We start from the raw sequence: 18,643 nt of genomic DNA on the forward strand, positions 1-18,643 counted from the left end.
CCCTACTCCTGCGAGACGCCAAGATAGGCGCTGATGACCTCGGGATTGGCGCGCACCTCATCGGGTGTGCCGTCGCCGATCTTGCGGCCGTAATCCATCACCACCACCCGGTCGCTCAGGTCCATGACCACGCCCATGTCGTGTTCGATCAGCGCGATGGTGGTGCCGAATTCGTCATTCAAGTCCAAGATAAAGCGGCACATGTCCTCTTTCTCTTCGACATTCATCCCGGCCATCGGCTCGTCCAGCAGCAGGATGCGCGGCTCGGCGGCCAAGGCGCGGGCAAGTTCGACGCGCTTTTTCAGCCCATAAGGCAGGCGGCCAACCGGAGTCTTGCGGATGTTCTGGATTTCAAGAAAGTCGATGATCTTTTCGACCTGCTCGCGGTTCTCGACCTCTTCGCGCTCGGCGCGGCCCCACCAGATCGCCTGAGACCACAAGGGGGCCTTCATCCGATTCAGCCTGCCGGTCATGATATTGTCCAGAACCGACATGCCGTCGAACAAAGCGATGTTCTGGAAGGTGCGCGCCAAACCAAGGCGCGCCACCTCATAGGGTTTCATCGGCGGACGCTTCTTGCCCTCGAACCAGATCTCGCCTTCCTGCGGGACATAGAAGCCCGAGATCACGTTCAGCATCGAGGATTTGCCCGCCCCGTTCGGCCCGATGATGGCGCGGATCTCGCCCTCGCGGATGTCGAAGCTGATATCCTTGATCGCCACCACACCGCCAAAGCGCAGGGTGATATTGCGAAGGTCCATCAGCACCGGACCGATGCGGCGGCCATCAGTGGCGAATTCGGTGGCGGGCGTTGCGATCATGCGGACAACCAGACCCTTTCCAGCAGCGACAGGCCGATATTGTAGGCGATCAGCGCCGCACCCCAGAGATGCGCCTTGCCGAAAGGCAGCGCAGGCCAAAGGCGTGAGATCATCAAGACGCCAAAGACCGCGCCAATGGCATTCGAGAAGACGTTGTAGACATGCGGCGGCAGGATCGAGGCCAGAAGCCAAGCCAGAACCAGACCGGCAATCCCGAAGATCACGGCAAAGACATAGGCGGGTTTTTCAGAGGTCATGCTGCAATTCCCTTTGCTTTCACATGGTGAAGGGCCGGGGAGACGACCTGAGCATCCTCGATCGTCAGCGTCGCCCTGATCCTGCCCTTGCGGCCATCCTCATAGGTGACCTCGGTCTCGGTAAAGACATTTCGCGAGCCGTCATAAAGCGCCGCGATCAGGTCGGCATATTTGTCAGCAATGACGCCGCGCCTGACCTTGCGGGTGCGGGTCATCTCGCCGTCATCTGGATCAAGCTCCTTGTGCAGCACAAGAAACCGGCCGATCTGGCACCCCGACAGCATCGGGTCTTGGGCGACCGAGGCGTTCACTTCCTGCACATGCTGGCGGATCATCGCATAGACCTGCGGATGACCGGCCAGTTCCTGATAGCTGGCATAGGCGATGTTGTTGCGCTCGGCCCAGTTTCCGACAGCGGTCAGGTCGATATTGATGAAGGCGGTGCAGAAGTCGCGCCCCGCGCCAAAGACCACGGCCTCAAGGATGTTGGGATAGAACTTCAGCTTGTTCTCGACATATTTCGGGGCAAACATCCGCCCGTCAGACATGCGACCGACATCCTTGGCGCGGTCGATGATGCGCAATTGCCCGCTATCCTCTTCAAAGAAACCGGCATCCCCCGTCGCGACCCAGCCTTCGGCATCCTTGGTCGAGGCGGTGCTTTCCGGGTTCTGGAAATATTCGACGAAGGTGCCGGGCGAGCGGTAAAACACCTCGCCGCTTTCGGCGATCTTCAACTCTACCCCCGGAGAGGGAACGCCGACCGTATCCGGTTTGACCGCGCCATCGGGCTGCTGGGTGATGAAGACCGAGGCTTCGGTCTGGCCGTAAAGCTGCTTCAGGTTGATCCCGAGGCTGCGATAGAAGCTGAAGATCTCGGGGCCAATCGCCTCGCCGGCGGTGTAACCGACGCGAATGCGTGAATAGCCCAATGTGTTCTTCAGCGGGCCAAAGATCAGCACATTCCCAAGCGCATAGCGCAAGCGGTCCAGTGCCCCAACCGGGCGCCCCTCAAGGATGGCGGGGCCGACACGACGGGCCAGTTCCATCGCGTGGCGGAACATCCAGCGCTTGAGACGACCGGCATCTTCCATCCGGATCATGACCGAGGTCAATTGACCCTCGAAGACGCGCGGTGGGGCGAAGAAATAGCTTGGCCCGATCTCGCGTAGATCGGTCATCATGGTCTGCGCACTTTCGGGACAGTTTACGGTAAAGCCCGCCGAATAGGCCTGCCCGACCGAGAAGATGAAATCGCCGACCCATGCCATCGGCAGATAGGCCAGCACTTCCTCGCGCTCATTGAGACTGTCGAACGAGGCGCTGTTCTTCGAGGTCTCGATGATATTGCGGTTCGACAGCACCACGCCCTTGGGCTTGCCGGTCGTCCCCGAGGTGTAAAGCATCACGCAGGTATCGTCGTAACCCAGGCCGCTGGTGCGGGCGTCCAACTCGGCCCCAAGGCGTTGTTCGGCAGCGCGGCCCTCGGCCTGCACATCAGCCAAGGCATTCATGCGGGAATGGTCGTATTTCCGCATCCCGCGCTTGTCGGTATAGATGATGTGGCGGACCTCGGGGGCGCGGTCTCCGACCTCAAGGACCTTATCCACCTGTTCCTGATCGCCACAGATGACGAAACGCGCGGCGCAATTGCCCAGCACATAGGCCATCTCATCGGCGACCGCGTCCTGATACAGCGGCACGGGAACCGCGCCGCACATCTGCGCCGCGATCATCGACCAGTAATGCGCCGGACGGTTGCGGCCGATGATCGCGACATGATCGCCGCGCTCGACGCCAAGGACGAGGAAACCCAAGGCCAGATCGCGAATCTCGCGCGCGGCCTCGGCCCAGCTCCAGCTTTGCCAGATCCCGAATTCCTTTTCCCGGTAGGCCGTCCGCGTCCCGAATGCCGTGGCGTTCCTCGCCAGCAATGCGGGAATGGACTGCAAACCGGCCTCGGCCGTCTGCATCTGCTGCATGGTTTCCTCCCTGCCGTCCGGGCTCCCCTCCCATCCGGCCTCTTCAGGTTACGCCGGTAATCCTTGCGTGAATTTTTCCCGAATCCTACGAATTGTTTCAGGCCATGGCCGACAGGGGGGAATATGCTGACCGAGGATCTGACCCGATCCGGGCTGAATCTGATTGCGCAGGCGATCTCGATCTTTGACGCCGATCTGCGCCTTGCGGTCTGCAACCGGCCCTATCAGGCGATGTTCGATCTGCCAGATGCGCTGACCGAGACCGGCGCACGCTTCGAGGACACCATCCGCCACCTTGTCCTGCGTGGCGAATATGGCCCGCAGGACGATCCCGAGACCGCCATCCGTGAGCGCGTGGCGCAGGCCCGGACCTTTCAGCCCCATTACATGGAGCGTTTGCGCGCCGATGGCCGCTGGATTTCGGTCGAAGGCGCACCCTTGTCGCAAGGCGGCTGGATCGCGGTCTATACCGATATCAGCCAGATCAAGCGGCAAGAGGAATTGCTGCGCGCCCGCTCCGAGGAGTTGTCTGAACTGGTTCTGGCCCATGCCGAGCGGCTTTCCGAGGCGAACCGCGCCTTGGCCGCCACCAATGCCGCGCTGGAAGAGGCCCGCCGCATCGCCACCGAATCCGAATCGCGTACCCGCCAAGTGACCGCGATGGTCCCGGCCCATATCGCCCATATGGATCGCGACTATTGCTACAGTTTCTCGAACAACCAGATCTCGGCGATCTTTCCGGGCGCGGGGGCCTCGATCCTTGGCCGCAGCGGCGAGGATGTGCTGGGCGCGGAAACCTTTGCCCGCATCCGGCCCCATATGGACCGCGCCATTTCCGGTCAGCCGCAGGTCTTCGAAATCAGCCACCCTCCCTCGGGTCGGCGCATCCGCATTGCCCTGACCCCCGACCAGTCGGGGCGCGGGGCCTATATCCTTTCGACCGATGTCACCGCCGAGGTGCAATCGCGCGAGGCTTTGGCCCATGCCGCCAAGCGCGCGATTGCCGCGCAGGTCACCTCCGGCATGGCGCATGATTTCGGCAACCTGCTGACCATCATCCTTGGCCTGCAATCGCGTCTGGCACGGGCCGATCTGGCCCCGCCGCAGGCCGAGGATGTGCAGGCGACGTTGGCCGCAGCAAAGCGCGGCGTGACGCTGCTTGACGGCATCTCCGCGCTGACCGGCGCGCGAGACCACCGCCCGCAACCCGTCGACCTGCGGGAATTGCTGGGGGACTTGGCCGCCATGACGCGCCCGACCCTAGGCCCGGATATCCGCCTGACCATCGCCGAGGATATCCCCGAGGGGCGGCTGATGCTTGATCCCGGGGCTTTGCAGGACGCGCTTTTGAACCTGATCCTGAATGCCCGCGACGCCCTGCAGGGGCGCGGCGAGATTCACGTCACGGCCCGCGCGGCGGGACGCTGGCTGGAACTTTGCATCACCGATAGCGGCCCCGGCTTTTCACCCGAGGCCCTCAAACGCGGGACCGAGCCTTTCTTTACGACCAAGGGTGGGCAAGGCTCGGGGCTGGGCCTGTCGATGGTCTATGACCAGATCAAGCTGGCGGGCGGAACGATGCGGCTTGCCAATAAAGGCGGGGCCGAGGTCACCATCCGCCTGCCGTGGCGGGACGCGACGCCGCTTCTGGTGCTTTTGGCCGAGGACGATCCCAATATCCGTGCTGCCACCCGCGAGATGCTGCTGGCGCAAGGCCATGCCGTGATCGAGGCCGAGAACCTCGCCGAGGCGAAGCGCCTTGCCGATCTGCCCGGCCTGTCGCTGATCCTGTCGGATTTGCAATTGGGCGACGGCTCGGGGGCGGAATTGGCGGATGCGCCCCTGCCATTGGTGCTGATGACCGCCCTACCCCCGGACGCGGCCCAACGCAGCGCATTGACCGTTCCGGTCTTGACCAAACCGTTCGACGAGGCCGAACTGGCCATGGCCCTGATGAAGGTGACGGATGACTGACGCGCCCCTGATCGCAATTCTCGACGACGAGCCCGAGATTCGTCGCCTGCTGGCCTCGGCGCTGGAAGAGGCCGGGTTCCGCACGCAATGCTTTGCCCGCGCCACCGAATTCGAGGCCGCCTTGCGCCGCATCCAGCCCGATGCCTGCCTGATCGATCTGGGTCTGCCTGATCGCGATGGGCTGGCGCTGGTCCATCGCCTTGCGTGCGAAACCGGGGCCGCGATCATCATCATCTCCGGTCGCGCGCAGGTGCAGGACCGGGTGACCGGCCTCGAACTGGGCGCGGATGACTATATCATCAAGCCCTTCGAGCCCGCCGAGGTCGTGGCCCGCATCCGCGCCCGGTTGCGCAAACCTGCGCGAGAGGCGGCGGGCGAGCGCAAGCTGATCCGCTTTGCCGGATGGACCGTCGATTTCGAGCGCTACGCCCTGACCTCGCCCGAGGGTGAGGAAAACCCGATCAGCCATGCCGAGGCCGAGGTCTTGCGTCTTTTCCTCGACAATCCGCGCCGCCTGATCTCGCGGGCGCAGATGCTGGAAAGCCTTGGCGGCTCTGCCGGGGACAGCTTCGACCGGGCGATGGATGTGCGCATCTCGCGGCTACGGACCAAGCTTGGCGAGGACCCGAAAAGCCCACGTCTGATCAAGACGATCTATGGCGCGGGCTATATCTTCCTGGCCGAGCCGGCCTGATCGCGCTTGCGACCCGGTCAGCCGCGACTATCCTGCGCCGCAAACGATCCCCGAGGACCTCATGCCCACCGTCTATATCCTGAACGGCCCGAACCTGAATCTGCTCGGCCAACGCCAGCCGGAAATCTATGGCAGCACCACTTTGGCCGATGTCGAGCAATCCTGCACCACCTTGGGCAAGGAACTGGGCCTCGAAGTCCGCTTCTTCCAGTCGAACCACGAGGGCGTCATTGTCGATACGATCCATGAGGCGCGCCACAAAGCCGATGCCATCGTCATCAACCCGGCGGCACTGACCCATACGTCGGTCGCGATTCTCGATGCGCTGAACACCTTCGACGCCCCGGTGATCGAGGTCCATATCTCGAATATCCACAAGCGCGAGAGCTTCCGCCATCACTCCTACGTCAGCCTGCGCGCCGAGGGCGTGATCGCGGGCCTTGGAATCAACGGCTATCTGCTGGCGCTGCGACATCTTGCGCCGCTTCTGCGCGGTGTCTGAACCGGGACAAGGATGCGCCCGCCCTTGCGGGGGCGGGCGCATTTCTCATGCCAGCATAGGGAATTGAAATAGCTGCCTTAAATATTTCCAACAATCTGCATCGCCAAGCTGCCATCGGCGAAGTTGAAATGCCTTCCTGTCGAAATTCGGGGCCCAGGGGAGGGAGGGAAGCGGGGGAATATGTTCCGCGTTTCGACAATCCGAATATGCACCAGGCTATGTGATGGACTTGTGATAAATCCGTGAAAACCGCAGGGTGAAATGCCAAAAAAACGCCCCGGTTCTAGAAAAACTCGCGGTTCAGCAAGTCGCGGCGCAAGTTTTCGGCGTTGGTGAAGCGAATCGCATCCAGCCCGACGAATCGGGCACCTTCGACATTGGCGGGACTGTCGTCAATGAACAGGCATTGCGCCGGGTCCAAAGAGTTCCGTTCCAGAAGATGACGATAGATTTCGGGGCTGGGCTTCAGCATGCCGACCTCTCCGGAAACGACCACGTCGCGGAAAACCTCTGTCAGGCGCGGCCAGACCGTCAGGGCATGGGGCCAGGTTTCGGCCGCCCAGTTGGTGAGCGCGTAAAGCGGCACGTCGCGCGCGCGCAGATCCTCAAGGATTTCCCAGCTTCCCGGGACGGGCTTTTCGATCGTGACGGGAAACGCGTGAAGATAGCCTTCGAGATGGCGCGCCTTGTCTCCATGTTCGGCCCTGGCCGCAGCCAACCCCTCCGAAAAGCTGCGCCCGCCGTCCTGATGCCTGTTCCAAGTGAGAAAGTCGATCTCGCGAAGCCAGTCCTCGGCCGCTTCGCGTGTCGTGAAAACATCGGCAAAGGCCAGCGCCGGATCCCAATCGATCAGAACCGCGCCCAGATCGAAGATCACGCTTTGCTTCGTCACATTCATCTCCTCGCTCATCGGAATGCCCGGATTTGGGTCCGGACATGAAAATGCCACGGAGAAACCTCCGTGGCATGACATTTCACGCAGCCTTGCGGATCAGCCGCGCAGATCTTCCGGCAGCAGTTCTTCCGGGAAGTTCTGGTAGCTGACGGGACGCAGGAAGCGACGGATCGACAGCGTGCCGACCGAGGTCGCGCCGAAATTGGTCGAGGCCGGGTAAGGCCCGCCATGCACCATCGAATCGACCACTTCCACGCCGGTCGGGAAGCCGTTGACCAGCACGCGGCCAGCCTTGCGCTCGAGGATCGGGCGCAGCTTCTGGGCGTCGGCGAGGTCGGCGGAATCCATGTGGATCGTGGTGGTCAACTGACCCTCGAAGCCCTTGGCCAGCGTGACCATCTCGTCGACCGATTTCACGCGGACGATCAGGCCGAGCGGGCCGAAGACTTCCTCACCCAGCGCGTGGTCCTGCAGATAGGCCTCGGCGGTGGTCTCGTAGAGGTTCGGGTTGGCGACGCGGTCGGCCGACTCGGTCTGGTAGACCGGGTTGACGGAATTGCGGCTCTCGAAGCGCTCCTTGCCATCGCGATAGGCTTTCGCGATGCCGTCGGTCAGCATGGTCTGCGGGCCGACTTTTTCCAGACCAGCCTTGGCGGCGGCGGTGAAGCGGTCGGCTTCCGGCCCGTCGATCGCGACGGCGATGCCCGGATTGGTGCAGAACTGGCCTGCGCCCATGGTCAGCGACCCGGCCCAGCCGGCGCCCAGCTCTTCGGCGCGGGCCGACATGGCTTCCGGCAGCAGGAACATCGGGTTGACCGAGCCCAGCTCGCCAAAGAAGGGGATCGGCTCGGGGCGCTGCGCGCACAGATCGAACAGCGCGCGGCCACCGGCCAGCGAGCCGGTGAAGCCCACGGCCTTGATGCGCGGATGCTGCACGAGCGCGGTGCCGACATCGCGGCGGCCGCCCTGGATCAGGCTGAAAACGCCCGGATGCAGGTTGCATTTGGCGATCGCGGCGGCGACGGCCTCGGCGACGATCTCGCCGGTGCCGGGATGGGCCGAATGGCCTTTCACGACGACCGGGCAGCCAGCGGCCAGCGCGGCGGCGGTGTCACCACCGGCGGTCGAGAAGGCCAGCGGGAAGTTCGAGGCGCCGAAGACCGCGACCGGGCCGATGGGACGCTCGACCAAGCGGATTTCGGGACGCGCGGCGGGCTTGCGATCCGGCAGGGCGGCATCGAAGCGGCGGTCGAGATAGTCACCCTTGCGGATATGTTCCGCGAAGAGGCGCAGCTGGCCGGTGGTGCGGCCGCGCTCGCCCTGCAGGCGGGCTTCCGGCAGGCCGGTCTCCTGGCTGCCGATCTGGGTGATGGCCTCGGCGCGGGCCTCGATCTCGTCGGCGATGGCGTCAAGGAAGGCCGCACGCTCGTCGCGCGAGGAATAGCCATAGCTCCAGAACGCGTCTTCGGCGGCTTCGCAGGCGCGGTTCACCAGCTCGACGGTCCCAACGCTGAACGGATGCGCCGGGCCGGTCGCCGGTTCGGACTGGAAGGTCTGCTCGGTCGCGACCCATTCGCCAGCGATCAGATGTTTGCCATGAGGGGTGAAGGTCATTGGGGAGGTCCTCCGGGTTGGTCGGGCTCTAGTTGGCATCTTGGTATACCAGTTGCAAGGCGCAGTGGGGAAATCTGCCTTCTTCCCGGTATTTTCGCGTGCTAAAGGTCTGATAGAACGAGCTATGGGATGACTATGAAGATCACGGTTGCAGGGCTTGGCTATGTCGGCATGTCCATCGCGGTGCTATTGGCACAGCACAATTCAGTTCTTGCGCTTGATGTGAACGCATCTCGTGTCGATCAGGTGAATGCACGGCGCTCACCCATCGAGGACGCCGAAATTTCGGCATGGCTCGCCGAGAAGGAGTTGAACCTGACGGCCACGACAAATGCCGTCGCGGCCATGGAAGGCGCCCGTTTCGTCATCATCGCCACGCCCACGAATTACGACTCGCGGACGAACCATTTCGATACATCCAGCGTCGAAACCGTGATCGACCTCGCACGCACACACGCCCCCGAGGCCGTGATCGTGGTGAAATCGACCGTGCCCGTCGGTTTCATCGACGAAATGCGCGAGCGGTTCGGCTATGATGGGATCATGTTTTCGCCCGAATTCCTGCGCGAGGGGAAAGCGCTTCACGACAACCTCTACCCGTCCCGCATCGTCGTCGGCGACCATAGCCCGGCAGCACATGAGATCGCCAATCTGCTCGCCGAAGGCGCGATCCGCAAGGACATGCCGATCCTTTTCACCGGCACGGTCGAGGCCGAGGCGATCAAGCTCTTCTCGAACACCTATCTCGCGCTGCGGGTGGCCTATTTCAACGAGCTCGACAGCTATGCCGTCTCGCGCGGGCTCAACACGCGCGAGATCATCGAAGGGGTCGGCCTCGATCCGCGGATCGGCGACCATTACAACAACCCGAGCTTCGGCTATGGCGGCTATTGCCTGCCCAAGGACACCAAGCAGCTTCTGGCGAATTACGACCAGGTGCCGCAGCAATTGATCGCCGCCGTGGTGGAATCGAACCGCACCCGCAAGGATTTCATCGCCGACCAGATCATTGCGCGAAAACCGAAGCTGGTGGGAGTCTATCGCCTGGTGATGAAGGCGGGCTCGGACAATTTCCGCGACAGCTCGATTCAGGGCATCATGAAGCGGATCAAGGCCAAGGGTATCCCCTGCATCGTCTATGAGCCCGTCCTGAATGACGCGCATTTCTATCACAGCCCGGTGGTGAACGATCTATCCGAGTTCAAGGACAAGGCCGATCTGATCATCACCAACCGTCTTGCGCCTGAGCTTGAGGATGTCGAGGATAAGGTCTTTACCCGCGACCTTTACGGAATCGACTGATGCGCGTCTTTGTCACCGGATCAGCGGGCTTCATCGGCTACCACCTCTGCGAGCATCTGCTGGCAGAGGGGGCCGAAGTCATCGGTCTGGACGCGCATGACGATTATTACGACCCGGCGCTGAAAGAGGCCCGCGAGGTGCGGCTGCGGGCGAGTCCCCGCTTCACCGCGATCCGCGCGCGCCTCGAGGCGCCCGAAGTGCTGGCCGATCTCTTCGGCCGGCATCGCCCGGACATGGTCGTGCATCTCGCCGCGCAGGCGGGCGTGCGCCATTCCATCGACAATCCTCGCGCCTATCTGCAGTCGAACATCATCGGCACGTTCGAGCTTCTGGAAGCCGCCCGCGCCCATCCGCCGAAGCATCTGCTGCTGGCCTCGACCAGTTCGGTCTATGGCGCGAACAAGGACATGCCCTATCGCGAGACCGACAAGGTAGATGCGCAGATGTCCTTCTATGCCGCCTCGAAGAAATCCACCGAGGCCATCGCCCACAGCTATGCCCATCTCTTCGGCCTGCCGGTGACGATGTTCCGCTTCTTCACGGTCTATGGCCCCTGGGGACGCCCCGACATGGCGCCCTGGCTCTTCACCAGCGCGATCCTCGCCGGCCAGCCGATCAAGGTCTTCAACCACGGCGACATGCGGCGGGACTTCACCTATGTCACCGATCTCGTGCGGGCGATCCGGCTGCTGATGGATGCGGTGCCGGGCGACACCCCGACCGGCCCCGAGGACAGCCTGTCCCCGGTCGCGCCGCATCGCGTGGTCAATATCGGCAATGGCGCGCCCGTCGAGCTCGGAGATTTCATCGCCGCGATCGAGGCCGCGACCGGCCGCGAGGCGATCCGCAACATGCTGCCGATGCAGCCCGGCGACGTGCCCGCGACCTGGGCCGATACCACGCTCTTGCGCCGCCTGACTGGCTATACGCCGCAGACGCAGGTGCAGGACGGCGTCGCCGCTTATGTGGACTGGTTTCGCAGCTATTACGGATGACCCTTGCAGCGCGCGGGTTTCGGCCCTAGCCTGTCGTCACAATTTCTACACTTGGGGAGCCCCGTAACGGGGCTGAGAGGTGCCGGGCACCGACCCATCGAACCTGATCCGGGTCATGCCGGCGTAGGGAAGGGTAGAGCGCCTCGGCCGGATCCTCCGGTCCTGCGCGTGCATATCCCCCTAACCGCCTGACCCGCTGACGACGAAAGGCGGGCCATGACTCATCCCATCGCCCTGACCATTGCCGGCTCGGATAGCGGCGGCGGGGCAGGCATCCAGGCGGATCTGAAGAGCTTCTCGGCGCTTGGCGTCTATGGGGCCTCGGTGATCACCGCGATCACCGCGCAGAACACCCGCACGGTGGCTGCGGTCGAGCCGGTCAGCCCCGCAATGGTGGCGGCCCAGATCGACGCGGTCTTTGGCGATCTGGACATCCGCGCGGTCAAGATCGGCATGGTCGGCGGCCCCGAACGCATCGCCGCCGTCGCCGAACGGCTCAGGACCTTTCAGGAGGCCGCGCCCTTTCCCATCGTTCTCGATCCGGTGATGGTGGCGAAATCGGGGGATGCGCTGCTGGCGGATGAGGCTGTCGCGGCGCTGCGCGAGCGGCTAATCCCGATGGCCACCGTCCTGACCCCGAACCTGCCCGAAGCGGCGCGGCTTCTGGACCTTGCCCCCGCCGCCTCGCCCGACGAGATGCGCGCACAGGGTCAGGCCCTCTATGCGCTTGGTGCCGGCCATGTGCTGATGAAGGGCGGCCATGCCGAGGGCGAAATCTGCACTGACCTGCTGATCGGCCCCGAGCCGCTGTCGCTTTCCGCGCCGCGGCAGGTGACGCGCAATACCCATGGCACGGGCTGCTCGCTTTCCTCGGCCATCGCGGCGGGGCTGGCGCAGGGCATGAGTGTGCCCGATGCCGTCAGCCTTGCCCATGACTGGCTTCAGGGCGCAATTGCCGGTGCCGACGATCTTTCGGTCGGGCTGGGCCATGGTCCGGTCAACCATTTCCACGCGCTTTGGGGGCGGACATGAGCGAAGTCAGCATCCTTGGCGCAGGTGTCATGGGCCTGACCATCGCGACCGAACTTGCCGCGCGCGGGTTGAAACCGCGCCTGATCGACCCTGCCGGAAAGCCCGGCGCGCATGCCTGTAGTTGGCGCGCAGGCGGCATGCTCGCCCCATGGTGCGAGGCCGAAAGCGCCGAGCCGGTCGTCGTCCGTCTTGGCATCGACGCCGCCGATTGGTGGCAGCGGAACGGGGCCGAAGTCACCCATCGCGGCACGCTGGTCCTTGCCCCCTCGCGCGACCGGGTCGATCTCGACCGCTTCGCCCGCATGACCAAGGAACACCGCCTTGTCTCGGGCGAGGACATCTCTGCGCTGGAGCCCGAGCTTCAGGGCCGCTTCCAGCGCGGGCTGTTCTTTGAACGCGAATCCCATCTCAATCCCCGCGCCGCGCTGCAGACCCTGCGCGACCGGCTGGCCGAACGGGGCATCGGGATCGAGACCGAAGGCACACCCTCGGGCCTCACGGTCGATGCGCGCGGGCTTTCCGCCAAGGACGAGCTTTCCGACCTGCGCGGCGTGCGCGGCGAGATGCTGGTCCTGCGCTGCCCCGAGGTGACGCTGACCCGCACGGTGCGGATGCTGCATCCGCGCATTCCCCTCTACATCGTGCCGCGCGGCGAAGGGATCTACATGATCGGCGCGACGATGCTGGAAACCGGCGGCAAATACCGCGTCACGGCTCGATCCGCCGTCGAGATGCTCAGCGCCGCCTATACGCTGCATCCGGGCTTTGCCGAGGCCGAGATCCTCGAGCTTGGCGCGGATGCCCGCCCCGCCTTCCCCGATAACCTGCCGCGCCTGCGCCGCCGGGGGAACACGCTTTACGCAAACGGCCTCTACCGCCACGGCTATCTTCTGTCCCCCGCCGTGGCCCGCATGGCCGCCGATTACATCACCAACGGAACACGACCGGAGTTCATGGATGAAGATCACACTTAACGGCGAAAGCCGCGAGTTGACCGGCCCCACCGTTCAGGAGGCGCTGGCCCAGATCGGGCTGGCCGAGGCCAAGGTGGCAACCGCCCTGAACGGGGCCTTCCTGCCCGCGCCCGCCCGCGCGGCGACCACGCTGAAGGACGGGGACGCGCTGGAAGTCGTCGCCCCGATGCAGGGGGGCTGAGATGCCTGTCTTTTACGGAACCGAAGTCGAAAGCCCGCTGATGCTGGGCACCGCGCTTTACCCCTCACCCGCGATCATGGCCGAGGCCTTTCGCGCCTCGCGCGCTGGCATCGCCACGGTCAGCCTGCGTCGCGAAGGCGGCGCGGGACAGGATTTCCACGCGCTCATCAAGGGGCTGAACATTCCGGTCCTGCCCAATACCGCCGGCTGCCACTCGGTCCGCGAAGCCGTCACCACGGCCCAAATGGCGCGCGAACTTTTCGGCACGCCCTGGATCAAGCTCGAGGTCATCCGCGACGACGACACGCTCTGCCCCGACGTGATCGCGCTGGTCGAGGCCGCGAGGATCCTCGCCGAGGACGGCTTCCAGGTCTTTCCCTATTGCACCGAGGATCTCTCGGTCTGCGGCCGGCTGCTCGATGCGGGCTGCGAGGTGCTGATGCCCTGGGGCGCGCCGATCGGCTCGGGCCGGGGGCTGAACAATCCCTATGGCCTGCGCTCGGTCCGGGCGCATTTCCCCGAAGTGGCCTTGGTCGTCGATGCCGGGATCGGCCTGCCCAGCCATGCCGCGCAGGCGATGGAGCTGGGTTATGACGCGGTGCTTCTGAACACCGCCGTCGCCAAGGCCGGCGATCCGGTCGCCATGGCCCGCGCCATGGCGCTGGCAATCGAGGCGGGCCAGCTGGCCCATGCCGCGAACCCGATCGAGGCGCGCGACATGGCAGCGCCCTCAACCCCCCTCTTCGGCATGGCGGTCCTTGGATGAGCTTTCCCCGTTTCTACCCGATCTTCGACAAGACCGACTGGCTGAAGCGTGCCTTGCCGCTGGGCGTGAAGCTGGTGCAGATCCGCATCAAGGACTTGGCCCCCGAGGAATTGCGCGCCGAGTTAACTCTGGCCCGCGACCTTTGCCGGGAACACGGCGCGGCTCTGGTGGTCAATGACCATTGGCGCGACGCCATCGATCTGGGCTGCGATTTCATCCATCTGGGCCAGGAGGATCTGGATATCGCCGACATCCCCGCCATCCGCCGCGCGGGGATCAGGCTGGGGCTCTCGACCCATGATCATGCCGAGCTGGACCGCGCCTTGGCGCTGTCGCCCGAATATATCGCGCTGGGTCCGGTCTGGCCGACGATCCTGAAAAAGATGAAATGGGAACGGCAGGGGCTTGAGCGCGTCAGCGAATGGAAGCGCCTCGTCGGGGACACGCCCTTGGTCGCCATCGGTGGCATGACGCCCGAACGCGCCGCGCTGGCCTATGAGGCCGGGGCCGATATCGCCTCGGCCGTGACCGACATCACCCTGAACTCCGACCCCGAGGCCCGCATCCGCGAATGGCTGAAGGTCGCCGCATGAGCCGCTACGCCCGCCAGATGATCCTGCCCGAAGTCGGTGCCGATGGGCAGCACCGGCTCGCCTCGGCCCATGTGCTGATCACCGGCGCGGGCGGGCTTGGCGTCCCTGCGCTGCAATATCTGGTTGCCGCTGGTATCGGGCGGATCACGCTGGTCGATCCCGACCGGATCGAGGAAACCAACCTGCACCGCCAGCCGATCTACCGGCTGGAAGATATCGGCCAGCCCAAAGCGGAAGCCGCTGCGGGCTTCGCGGCAAGGCTGAACCCCTCGGTCGAAGTCCACGCGCTGGTCGAAACGCTGACCCCCGCCAACGCTCCCGAACTGGTGGCAAAGGCCGATATCGTGCTGGATTGCGCCGACAGCTACGCCGCCAGCTACACCCTGTCGGATGCTTGCCTTGTGGCGGGAAAGCCGCTGATCTCGGCCTCGGCGCTGGGGCTTTCGGGCTATGTCGGCGGCTTCTGCGGCGGCGCACCCAGCCTGCGCGCGCTGTTCCCAGATCCGCCCGACAGCGGCCAGACCTGCGCAAGCGCAGGCGTGCTCGGCCCGGTCGTCGGCATTTTGGGCTGCCTTCAGGCGCAGATGGCGCTGGCGGCGCTGCTCGGGCTCGCGCCCTCGCCGCTGGGCCAGTTCACCCGCCTCGAACAGGGCCGTCTCACCCAGTTCCGCTTTGATGGCGCGCCCGAAGCGGACGGCCCCCGCTTCATCGCCCGCGACCAGATCCACGACAGCGACTTGGTCATCGACCTGCGACCCGAGGATGAGGCCCCCCGCAAAGCCACGCCCCAAGCCCTGCGCCTGCCCGGCTACGGCCCGGCAGGCCCTCTGCCCGAACCCGGCCAGCGCGTCGTGCTGGCCTGCCGCTCCGGCCTGCGCTCTTGGCGCGCGGCTGACGAACTTTCCCGCCGCTGGAACGGCGAGATCACCCTGCTTGCCCTTGGAGAAGACCTATGAAGCATTTCGCCCTGACCGCCGCGCTGGCTTTGCTGGCCCAACCCGCTCTGGCCGAGGACAAGGTCACGCTGATGCTCGATTGGTTCGTGAACCCCGACCACGCCCCGATCATCGTCGCGCAGGAGAAAGGTTTCTTCAAGGATGAGGGGCTTGAGGTCGAAGTCGTGGCCCCCGCCGATCCCGCCGATCCGCCGAAACTGGTCGCCGCTGGCAAGGCCGATTACGCGATCAGCTACCAGCCGCAATTGCATCTGCAGGTGCATGAGGGCCTGCCGCTCACGCGCGTCGGCACGTTGATCGCGACGCCGCTCAATTGCCTGATGGTCAAGGCCGACGGGCCGGTCCAGAAGATCGAAGATCTGAAGGGCAAGAAGATCGGCTATTCCGTCTCGGGCGTCGAGGAAGCGCTGGTCGGCCAGATCCTGAAAACCGCGGGCCTCGCGATGTCGGATGTCGAGATGGTCAACGTCAACTGGTCGCTCTCTCCCGCGCTGATCGCGGGCCAGGTGGATGCGACGATTGGCGGCTATCGCAATTTCGAGCTGACCCAGATGCGTCTGGAAGGGGCCGAAGGGAAGTGCTTCTACATCGAGGAACATGGCGTTCCGACTTATGACGAGCTGATCTTCGTCGCCAATCCGCAGGTGCTGGACAGGCAGAAGACACGGCGCCTCCTGCATGCCGTCGAGCGCGGCGCGCAATATATGGTCAACCACCCCGAAGAGGCATGGGAACTCTTCTCGGCCACTGCCCCCGACCTCAAGGACGAGTTGAACGCCGCCGCCTGGAAGGACACGCTGCCCCGCTTTTCGCAAAGTCCCGCCGCGCTGGATCAGGGCCGCTATGCCCGCTTCGAGACCTTCCTGCATGAGTCCGGGCTGATTTCGAACGTGCTTCCGGTCTCGGAACTGGCCGTGGATCTGGGGGCAGAATGAGCTACGGCCAGACCTTTTCCCAATGGCGCGACGCCGCGCCGGACTGGCGCGACTATACCCACCACCCCTTTGTCGAAGGGATGCGCGAGGGCACATTGCCGCGCGCCGATTTCCTGACCTATCTGGTGCAGGATTATCTGTTCCTGATCCATTTCTCGCGCGCATGGGCGCTGGCAGTGGTCAAGGCGGGCGATCTTGAGGAAATGCGCGCCTGCGCGGCCACGGTTCACGCCCTGCTGGATCACGAGATGTCCCTGCATGTCCAGACCTGCGCCGCAGCCGGGATCGACGTGGAAGCCATGACGCGCACGCCCGAGGCCATGACCAATATCGCCTATACGCGCTATGTGATGGATGCAGGCCTGTCCGGGGATTTTCTTGACCTGCTCGCCGCGCTGATGCCCTGCGTTCTGGGTTATGGCGAGATCGGAACGCGGCTTCAATGCGAGCGCCTAGCGGATACGCCCTACATGGACTGGATCGAGACCTATGCCGGGGCGGAGTATCAGGCGGCCTGCGCCTCGGCCGGAAGGCTGCTGGACGAGGCCATCCGCAAGCGGCTGGGCCCGAAACCCGAGGACAGCCCGCGTTGGCAGCAGCTTGCCGGACGCTTTGCCACTGCAACGCGCCTTGAGGTGGCCTTTTGGGGGCTTGGCAAGGCATGACCGTCGTCGCGCGCGTCCGAGGGGGCGCATGGATCGGAGATGTCCCGCTCTTTGCTCCCGTCGACCTGACGCTGCGTGAGGGGCAATGGACATGCCTCTTGGGGCCTTCGGGTGTCGGAAAATCGACGATTCTGCGCCTGATCGCCGGACTTGAAACCGGCGCGCGTTTCGAGGGCGAAGCCAGCCACGACCGCCCCGTCGCCCTGATGGGGCAGGACCCCGGCCTGATTCCCTGGCTGAGCGTCGCAGACAATGTCACGCTTGGCGCACGTCTGCGCGGCACGTTGCAGCCCGTTCAAGCGAAGCCGCGCGCCGCAGCCCCCATCGAGGGGGCCACGGCGCGGGGGGCTGCGCCCCCGTCCGGCCCCTCGGCCGAGGAATTGATCGCGGCGGTCGGTCTCACGGATCGCGCGCAGAATTTGCCGGATAGGCTGTCGGGCGGGCAGCGTCAGCGCGTGGCCCTGGCGCGAACCCTGTTCGAGAATCGCCCGATCGTCCTGCTGGATGAGCCCTTTTCGGCGCTGGATGCCCGCACGCGCATCCAGATGCAGGATCTGGCCGCCCGTCTGCTTTCCTCCCGCACGGTCCTGCTCGTCACCCATGATCCGGCCGAGGCCGCACGGCTCGGAGACCGGATATTGCTGCTGCGAGAGACAGGGCTGACCGAATGGGCGGCTCCCGGCCCGCGACCGGCGGGCGCGGCGCGGCCATTCGATAGTGCGGCGGTGCTGGAGATGCAGGCCGATCTGCTGCGGAGCATGTTGGCATGAGAATGATCCCGGCCTTGCTCCTGGTCGTCCTTGCGCTGTGGCAGGGCGTGATCTGGCTGGGCGACCTGCCCGCCTTTCTGCTGCCCTCGCCTCTCTCGGTGGTCCGGGCGCTCTGGTTCAACCGCGCCGAAATCCTGCACCATGCCGGATCCACTCTGGCCGAGGTGGTGCTGGGCTTTTTCATCGGCGCCGCTCTTGGCGCCGCGATTGCCGTCGCCATGGGGTTTTCCCCGAAACTGACCGCCATCCTGCGACCGATCCTGACCTTCAGTCAGACGATCCCGGTCTTCGCCCTGGCCCCGATCCTGACGCTGTGGCTGGGTTTCGGCATGGCGCCCAAGGTCGCGGTGACCGTGCTGATCGTGTTCTTTCCGGTCGCCTCGGCCTTTTTCGACGGTCTCGCGCATACGCCGCGCGCGGCGCTGGATCTTGCCCAGGTCATGGGCGCATCGCGCGGGCGGATCATGCGCCATCTTCGGATTCCGGCCGCCCTGCCCCATCTGGCGACAGGCCTGCGGCTGGCGGCGGTTTATGCCCCGATCGGGGCCGTGATCGGAGAATGGGTCGGGGGGGCGCGGGGCCTCGGGGCCTTGATGATCCATGCCAATGGACGGATGAAAACCGATCTGGTCTTTGCCGCGCTGCTGGTCCTGTCGGTCATGACCGTGCTTTTCGCGCGTCTCGTTGCGCTGGTTCTGGCAAGGCTCTGGCGGCGCTACGGCGTCTGAACGCTCA

At 64.7% G+C, this 18,643-nt stretch carries 20 protein-coding genes and 1 riboswitch; of the genes, 15 read left to right on the top strand and 5 right to left on the bottom strand.

Features of this window, described 5'->3' with window-relative positions; all coding sequences use genetic code 11:
• Positions 1 to 2 precede the first annotated feature (2 nt).
• Genes ESZ60_RS11835 through ESZ60_RS11845 form a run of 3 tightly spaced genes read right to left on the bottom strand, consistent with a single transcriptional unit; the run spans position 3 to position 3,060 of the window.
• A complete protein-coding gene (locus tag ESZ60_RS11835) occupies positions 3 to 821 on the bottom strand; it encodes an ABC transporter ATP-binding protein (protein ID WP_134680817.1) in 819 nt (272 codons plus the stop codon).
• On the bottom strand, positions 818 to 1,078 hold the full coding sequence (locus ESZ60_RS11840; protein ID WP_134680819.1) for a hypothetical protein: 261 nt from the start codon (positions 1,076 to 1,078) through the stop codon (positions 818 to 820). The genes ESZ60_RS11835 and ESZ60_RS11840 overlap by 4 nt, the downstream gene beginning before the upstream one ends.
• On the bottom strand, positions 1,075 to 3,060 hold the full coding sequence (locus ESZ60_RS11845) for an AMP-binding protein (RefSeq protein WP_134680820.1): 1,986 nt from the start codon (positions 3,058 to 3,060) through the stop codon (positions 1,075 to 1,077). The genes ESZ60_RS11840 and ESZ60_RS11845 overlap by 4 nt, the downstream gene beginning before the upstream one ends.
• A 123-nt stretch (positions 3,061 to 3,183) precedes the next feature.
• Here ESZ60_RS11845 and ESZ60_RS11850 point away from each other — a divergent pair, with 123 nt between their 5' ends.
• From ESZ60_RS11850 to aroQ, 3 genes are all read left to right on the top strand, one after another.
• Entirely contained in the window at positions 3,184 to 5,034 is a 1,851-nt protein-coding gene (locus tag ESZ60_RS11850; protein WP_134680822.1) for a PAS-domain containing protein, read from the top strand.
• A complete protein-coding gene (locus tag ESZ60_RS11855) occupies positions 5,027 to 5,728 on the top strand; it encodes a response regulator transcription factor (RefSeq protein WP_134680824.1) in 702 nt (233 codons plus the stop codon). Before ESZ60_RS11850 ends, ESZ60_RS11855 begins: the two co-directional genes overlap by 8 nt.
• A 61-nt stretch (positions 5,729 to 5,789) precedes the next feature.
• The gene (gene aroQ, locus ESZ60_RS11860; protein WP_134680826.1) at positions 5,790 to 6,230 is read left to right on the top strand and encodes a type II 3-dehydroquinate dehydratase; all 441 of its coding nucleotides are present in this window, start codon (positions 5,790 to 5,792) and stop codon (positions 6,228 to 6,230) included.
• A gap of 283 nt (positions 6,231 to 6,513) precedes the next feature.
• Here aroQ and ESZ60_RS11865 read toward each other — a convergent pair whose 3' ends face one another.
• A complete protein-coding gene (locus ESZ60_RS11865) occupies positions 6,514 to 7,122 on the bottom strand; it encodes an HAD family hydrolase (protein ID WP_245155677.1) in 609 nt (202 codons plus the stop codon).
• Between the two features lie 99 nt (positions 7,123 to 7,221).
• Positions 7,222 to 8,739 (bottom strand): aldehyde dehydrogenase (NADP(+)), encoded by a 1,518-nt coding sequence (locus ESZ60_RS11870; RefSeq protein ID WP_134680827.1) that lies wholly within the window; start codon positions 8,737 to 8,739, stop codon positions 7,222 to 7,224.
• Between the two features lie 135 nt (positions 8,740 to 8,874).
• On the opposite strand from ESZ60_RS11870, the gene ESZ60_RS11875 reads away from it, so the two are divergent.
• The 12 genes from ESZ60_RS11875 (at position 8,875) to ESZ60_RS11930 (ending at position 18,636) form a co-directional block, all read left to right on the top strand.
• Positions 8,875 to 10,041: a nucleotide sugar dehydrogenase gene (locus tag ESZ60_RS11875; RefSeq protein WP_134681015.1), complete on the top strand. Its 1,167-nt coding sequence runs from the start codon at positions 8,875 to 8,877 to the stop codon at positions 10,039 to 10,041.
• Complete coding sequence (locus ESZ60_RS11880) at positions 10,038 to 11,036, top strand: SDR family NAD(P)-dependent oxidoreductase (protein WP_134680829.1); 999 nt, start codon at positions 10,038 to 10,040, stop codon at positions 11,034 to 11,036. Before ESZ60_RS11875 ends, ESZ60_RS11880 begins: the two co-directional genes overlap by 4 nt.
• 42 nt (positions 11,037 to 11,078) lie before the next feature.
• Positions 11,079 to 11,183: riboswitch (TPP riboswitch) on the top strand.
• Between the two features lie 69 nt (positions 11,184 to 11,252).
• Positions 11,253 to 12,068 carry a bifunctional hydroxymethylpyrimidine kinase/phosphomethylpyrimidine kinase gene (gene thiD / locus ESZ60_RS11885; RefSeq protein WP_134680831.1) on the top strand — a complete coding sequence of 272 codons (816 nt, stop codon included), beginning with the start codon at positions 11,253 to 11,255 and terminating at the stop codon, positions 12,066 to 12,068.
• Positions 12,065 to 13,042 (top strand): FAD-dependent oxidoreductase, encoded by a 978-nt coding sequence (locus ESZ60_RS11890; protein WP_134680833.1) that lies wholly within the window; start codon positions 12,065 to 12,067, stop codon positions 13,040 to 13,042. The genes thiD and ESZ60_RS11890 overlap by 4 nt, the downstream gene beginning before the upstream one ends.
• Positions 13,026 to 13,223, top strand: coding sequence for a sulfur carrier protein ThiS (thiS, locus tag ESZ60_RS11895; RefSeq protein WP_134680835.1), 198 nt, complete (start codon positions 13,026 to 13,028; stop codon positions 13,221 to 13,223). The genes ESZ60_RS11890 and thiS overlap by 17 nt, the downstream gene beginning before the upstream one ends.
• A 1-nt stretch (position 13,224) precedes the next feature.
• Positions 13,225 to 13,989, top strand: coding sequence for a thiazole synthase (locus ESZ60_RS11900; RefSeq protein WP_134680837.1), 765 nt, complete (start codon positions 13,225 to 13,227; stop codon positions 13,987 to 13,989).
• Positions 13,986 to 14,582 carry a thiamine phosphate synthase gene (locus ESZ60_RS11905; RefSeq protein WP_134680839.1) on the top strand — a complete coding sequence of 199 codons (597 nt, stop codon included), beginning with the start codon at positions 13,986 to 13,988 and terminating at the stop codon, positions 14,580 to 14,582. The genes ESZ60_RS11900 and ESZ60_RS11905 overlap by 4 nt, the downstream gene beginning before the upstream one ends.
• Entirely contained in the window at positions 14,579 to 15,538 is a 960-nt protein-coding gene (locus tag ESZ60_RS11910) for a HesA/MoeB/ThiF family protein (protein WP_134680841.1), read from the top strand. Before ESZ60_RS11905 ends, ESZ60_RS11910 begins: the two co-directional genes overlap by 4 nt.
• Positions 15,535 to 16,473, top strand: a complete 939-nt coding sequence (locus tag ESZ60_RS11915; protein ID WP_134680843.1) for an ABC transporter substrate-binding protein — start codon at positions 15,535 to 15,537, stop codon at positions 16,471 to 16,473. Before ESZ60_RS11910 ends, ESZ60_RS11915 begins: the two co-directional genes overlap by 4 nt.
• Entirely contained in the window at positions 16,470 to 17,138 is a 669-nt protein-coding gene (gene tenA, locus ESZ60_RS11920; protein WP_134680845.1) for a thiaminase II, read from the top strand. Before ESZ60_RS11915 ends, tenA begins: the two co-directional genes overlap by 4 nt.
• A complete protein-coding gene (locus ESZ60_RS11925) occupies positions 17,135 to 17,908 on the top strand; it encodes an ABC transporter ATP-binding protein (RefSeq protein ID WP_134680847.1) in 774 nt (257 codons plus the stop codon). Before tenA ends, ESZ60_RS11925 begins: the two co-directional genes overlap by 4 nt.
• Positions 17,905 to 18,636, top strand: a complete 732-nt coding sequence (locus ESZ60_RS11930) for an ABC transporter permease (RefSeq protein ID WP_134680849.1) — start codon at positions 17,905 to 17,907, stop codon at positions 18,634 to 18,636. The genes ESZ60_RS11925 and ESZ60_RS11930 overlap by 4 nt, the downstream gene beginning before the upstream one ends.
• The last annotated feature ends 7 nt before the right edge of the window (positions 18,637 to 18,643 follow it).

It is taken from the genome of Paracoccus ravus, from assembly GCF_004522175.1.
Classification (GTDB): domain Bacteria; phylum Pseudomonadota; class Alphaproteobacteria; order Rhodobacterales; family Rhodobacteraceae; genus Paracoccus; species Paracoccus ravus.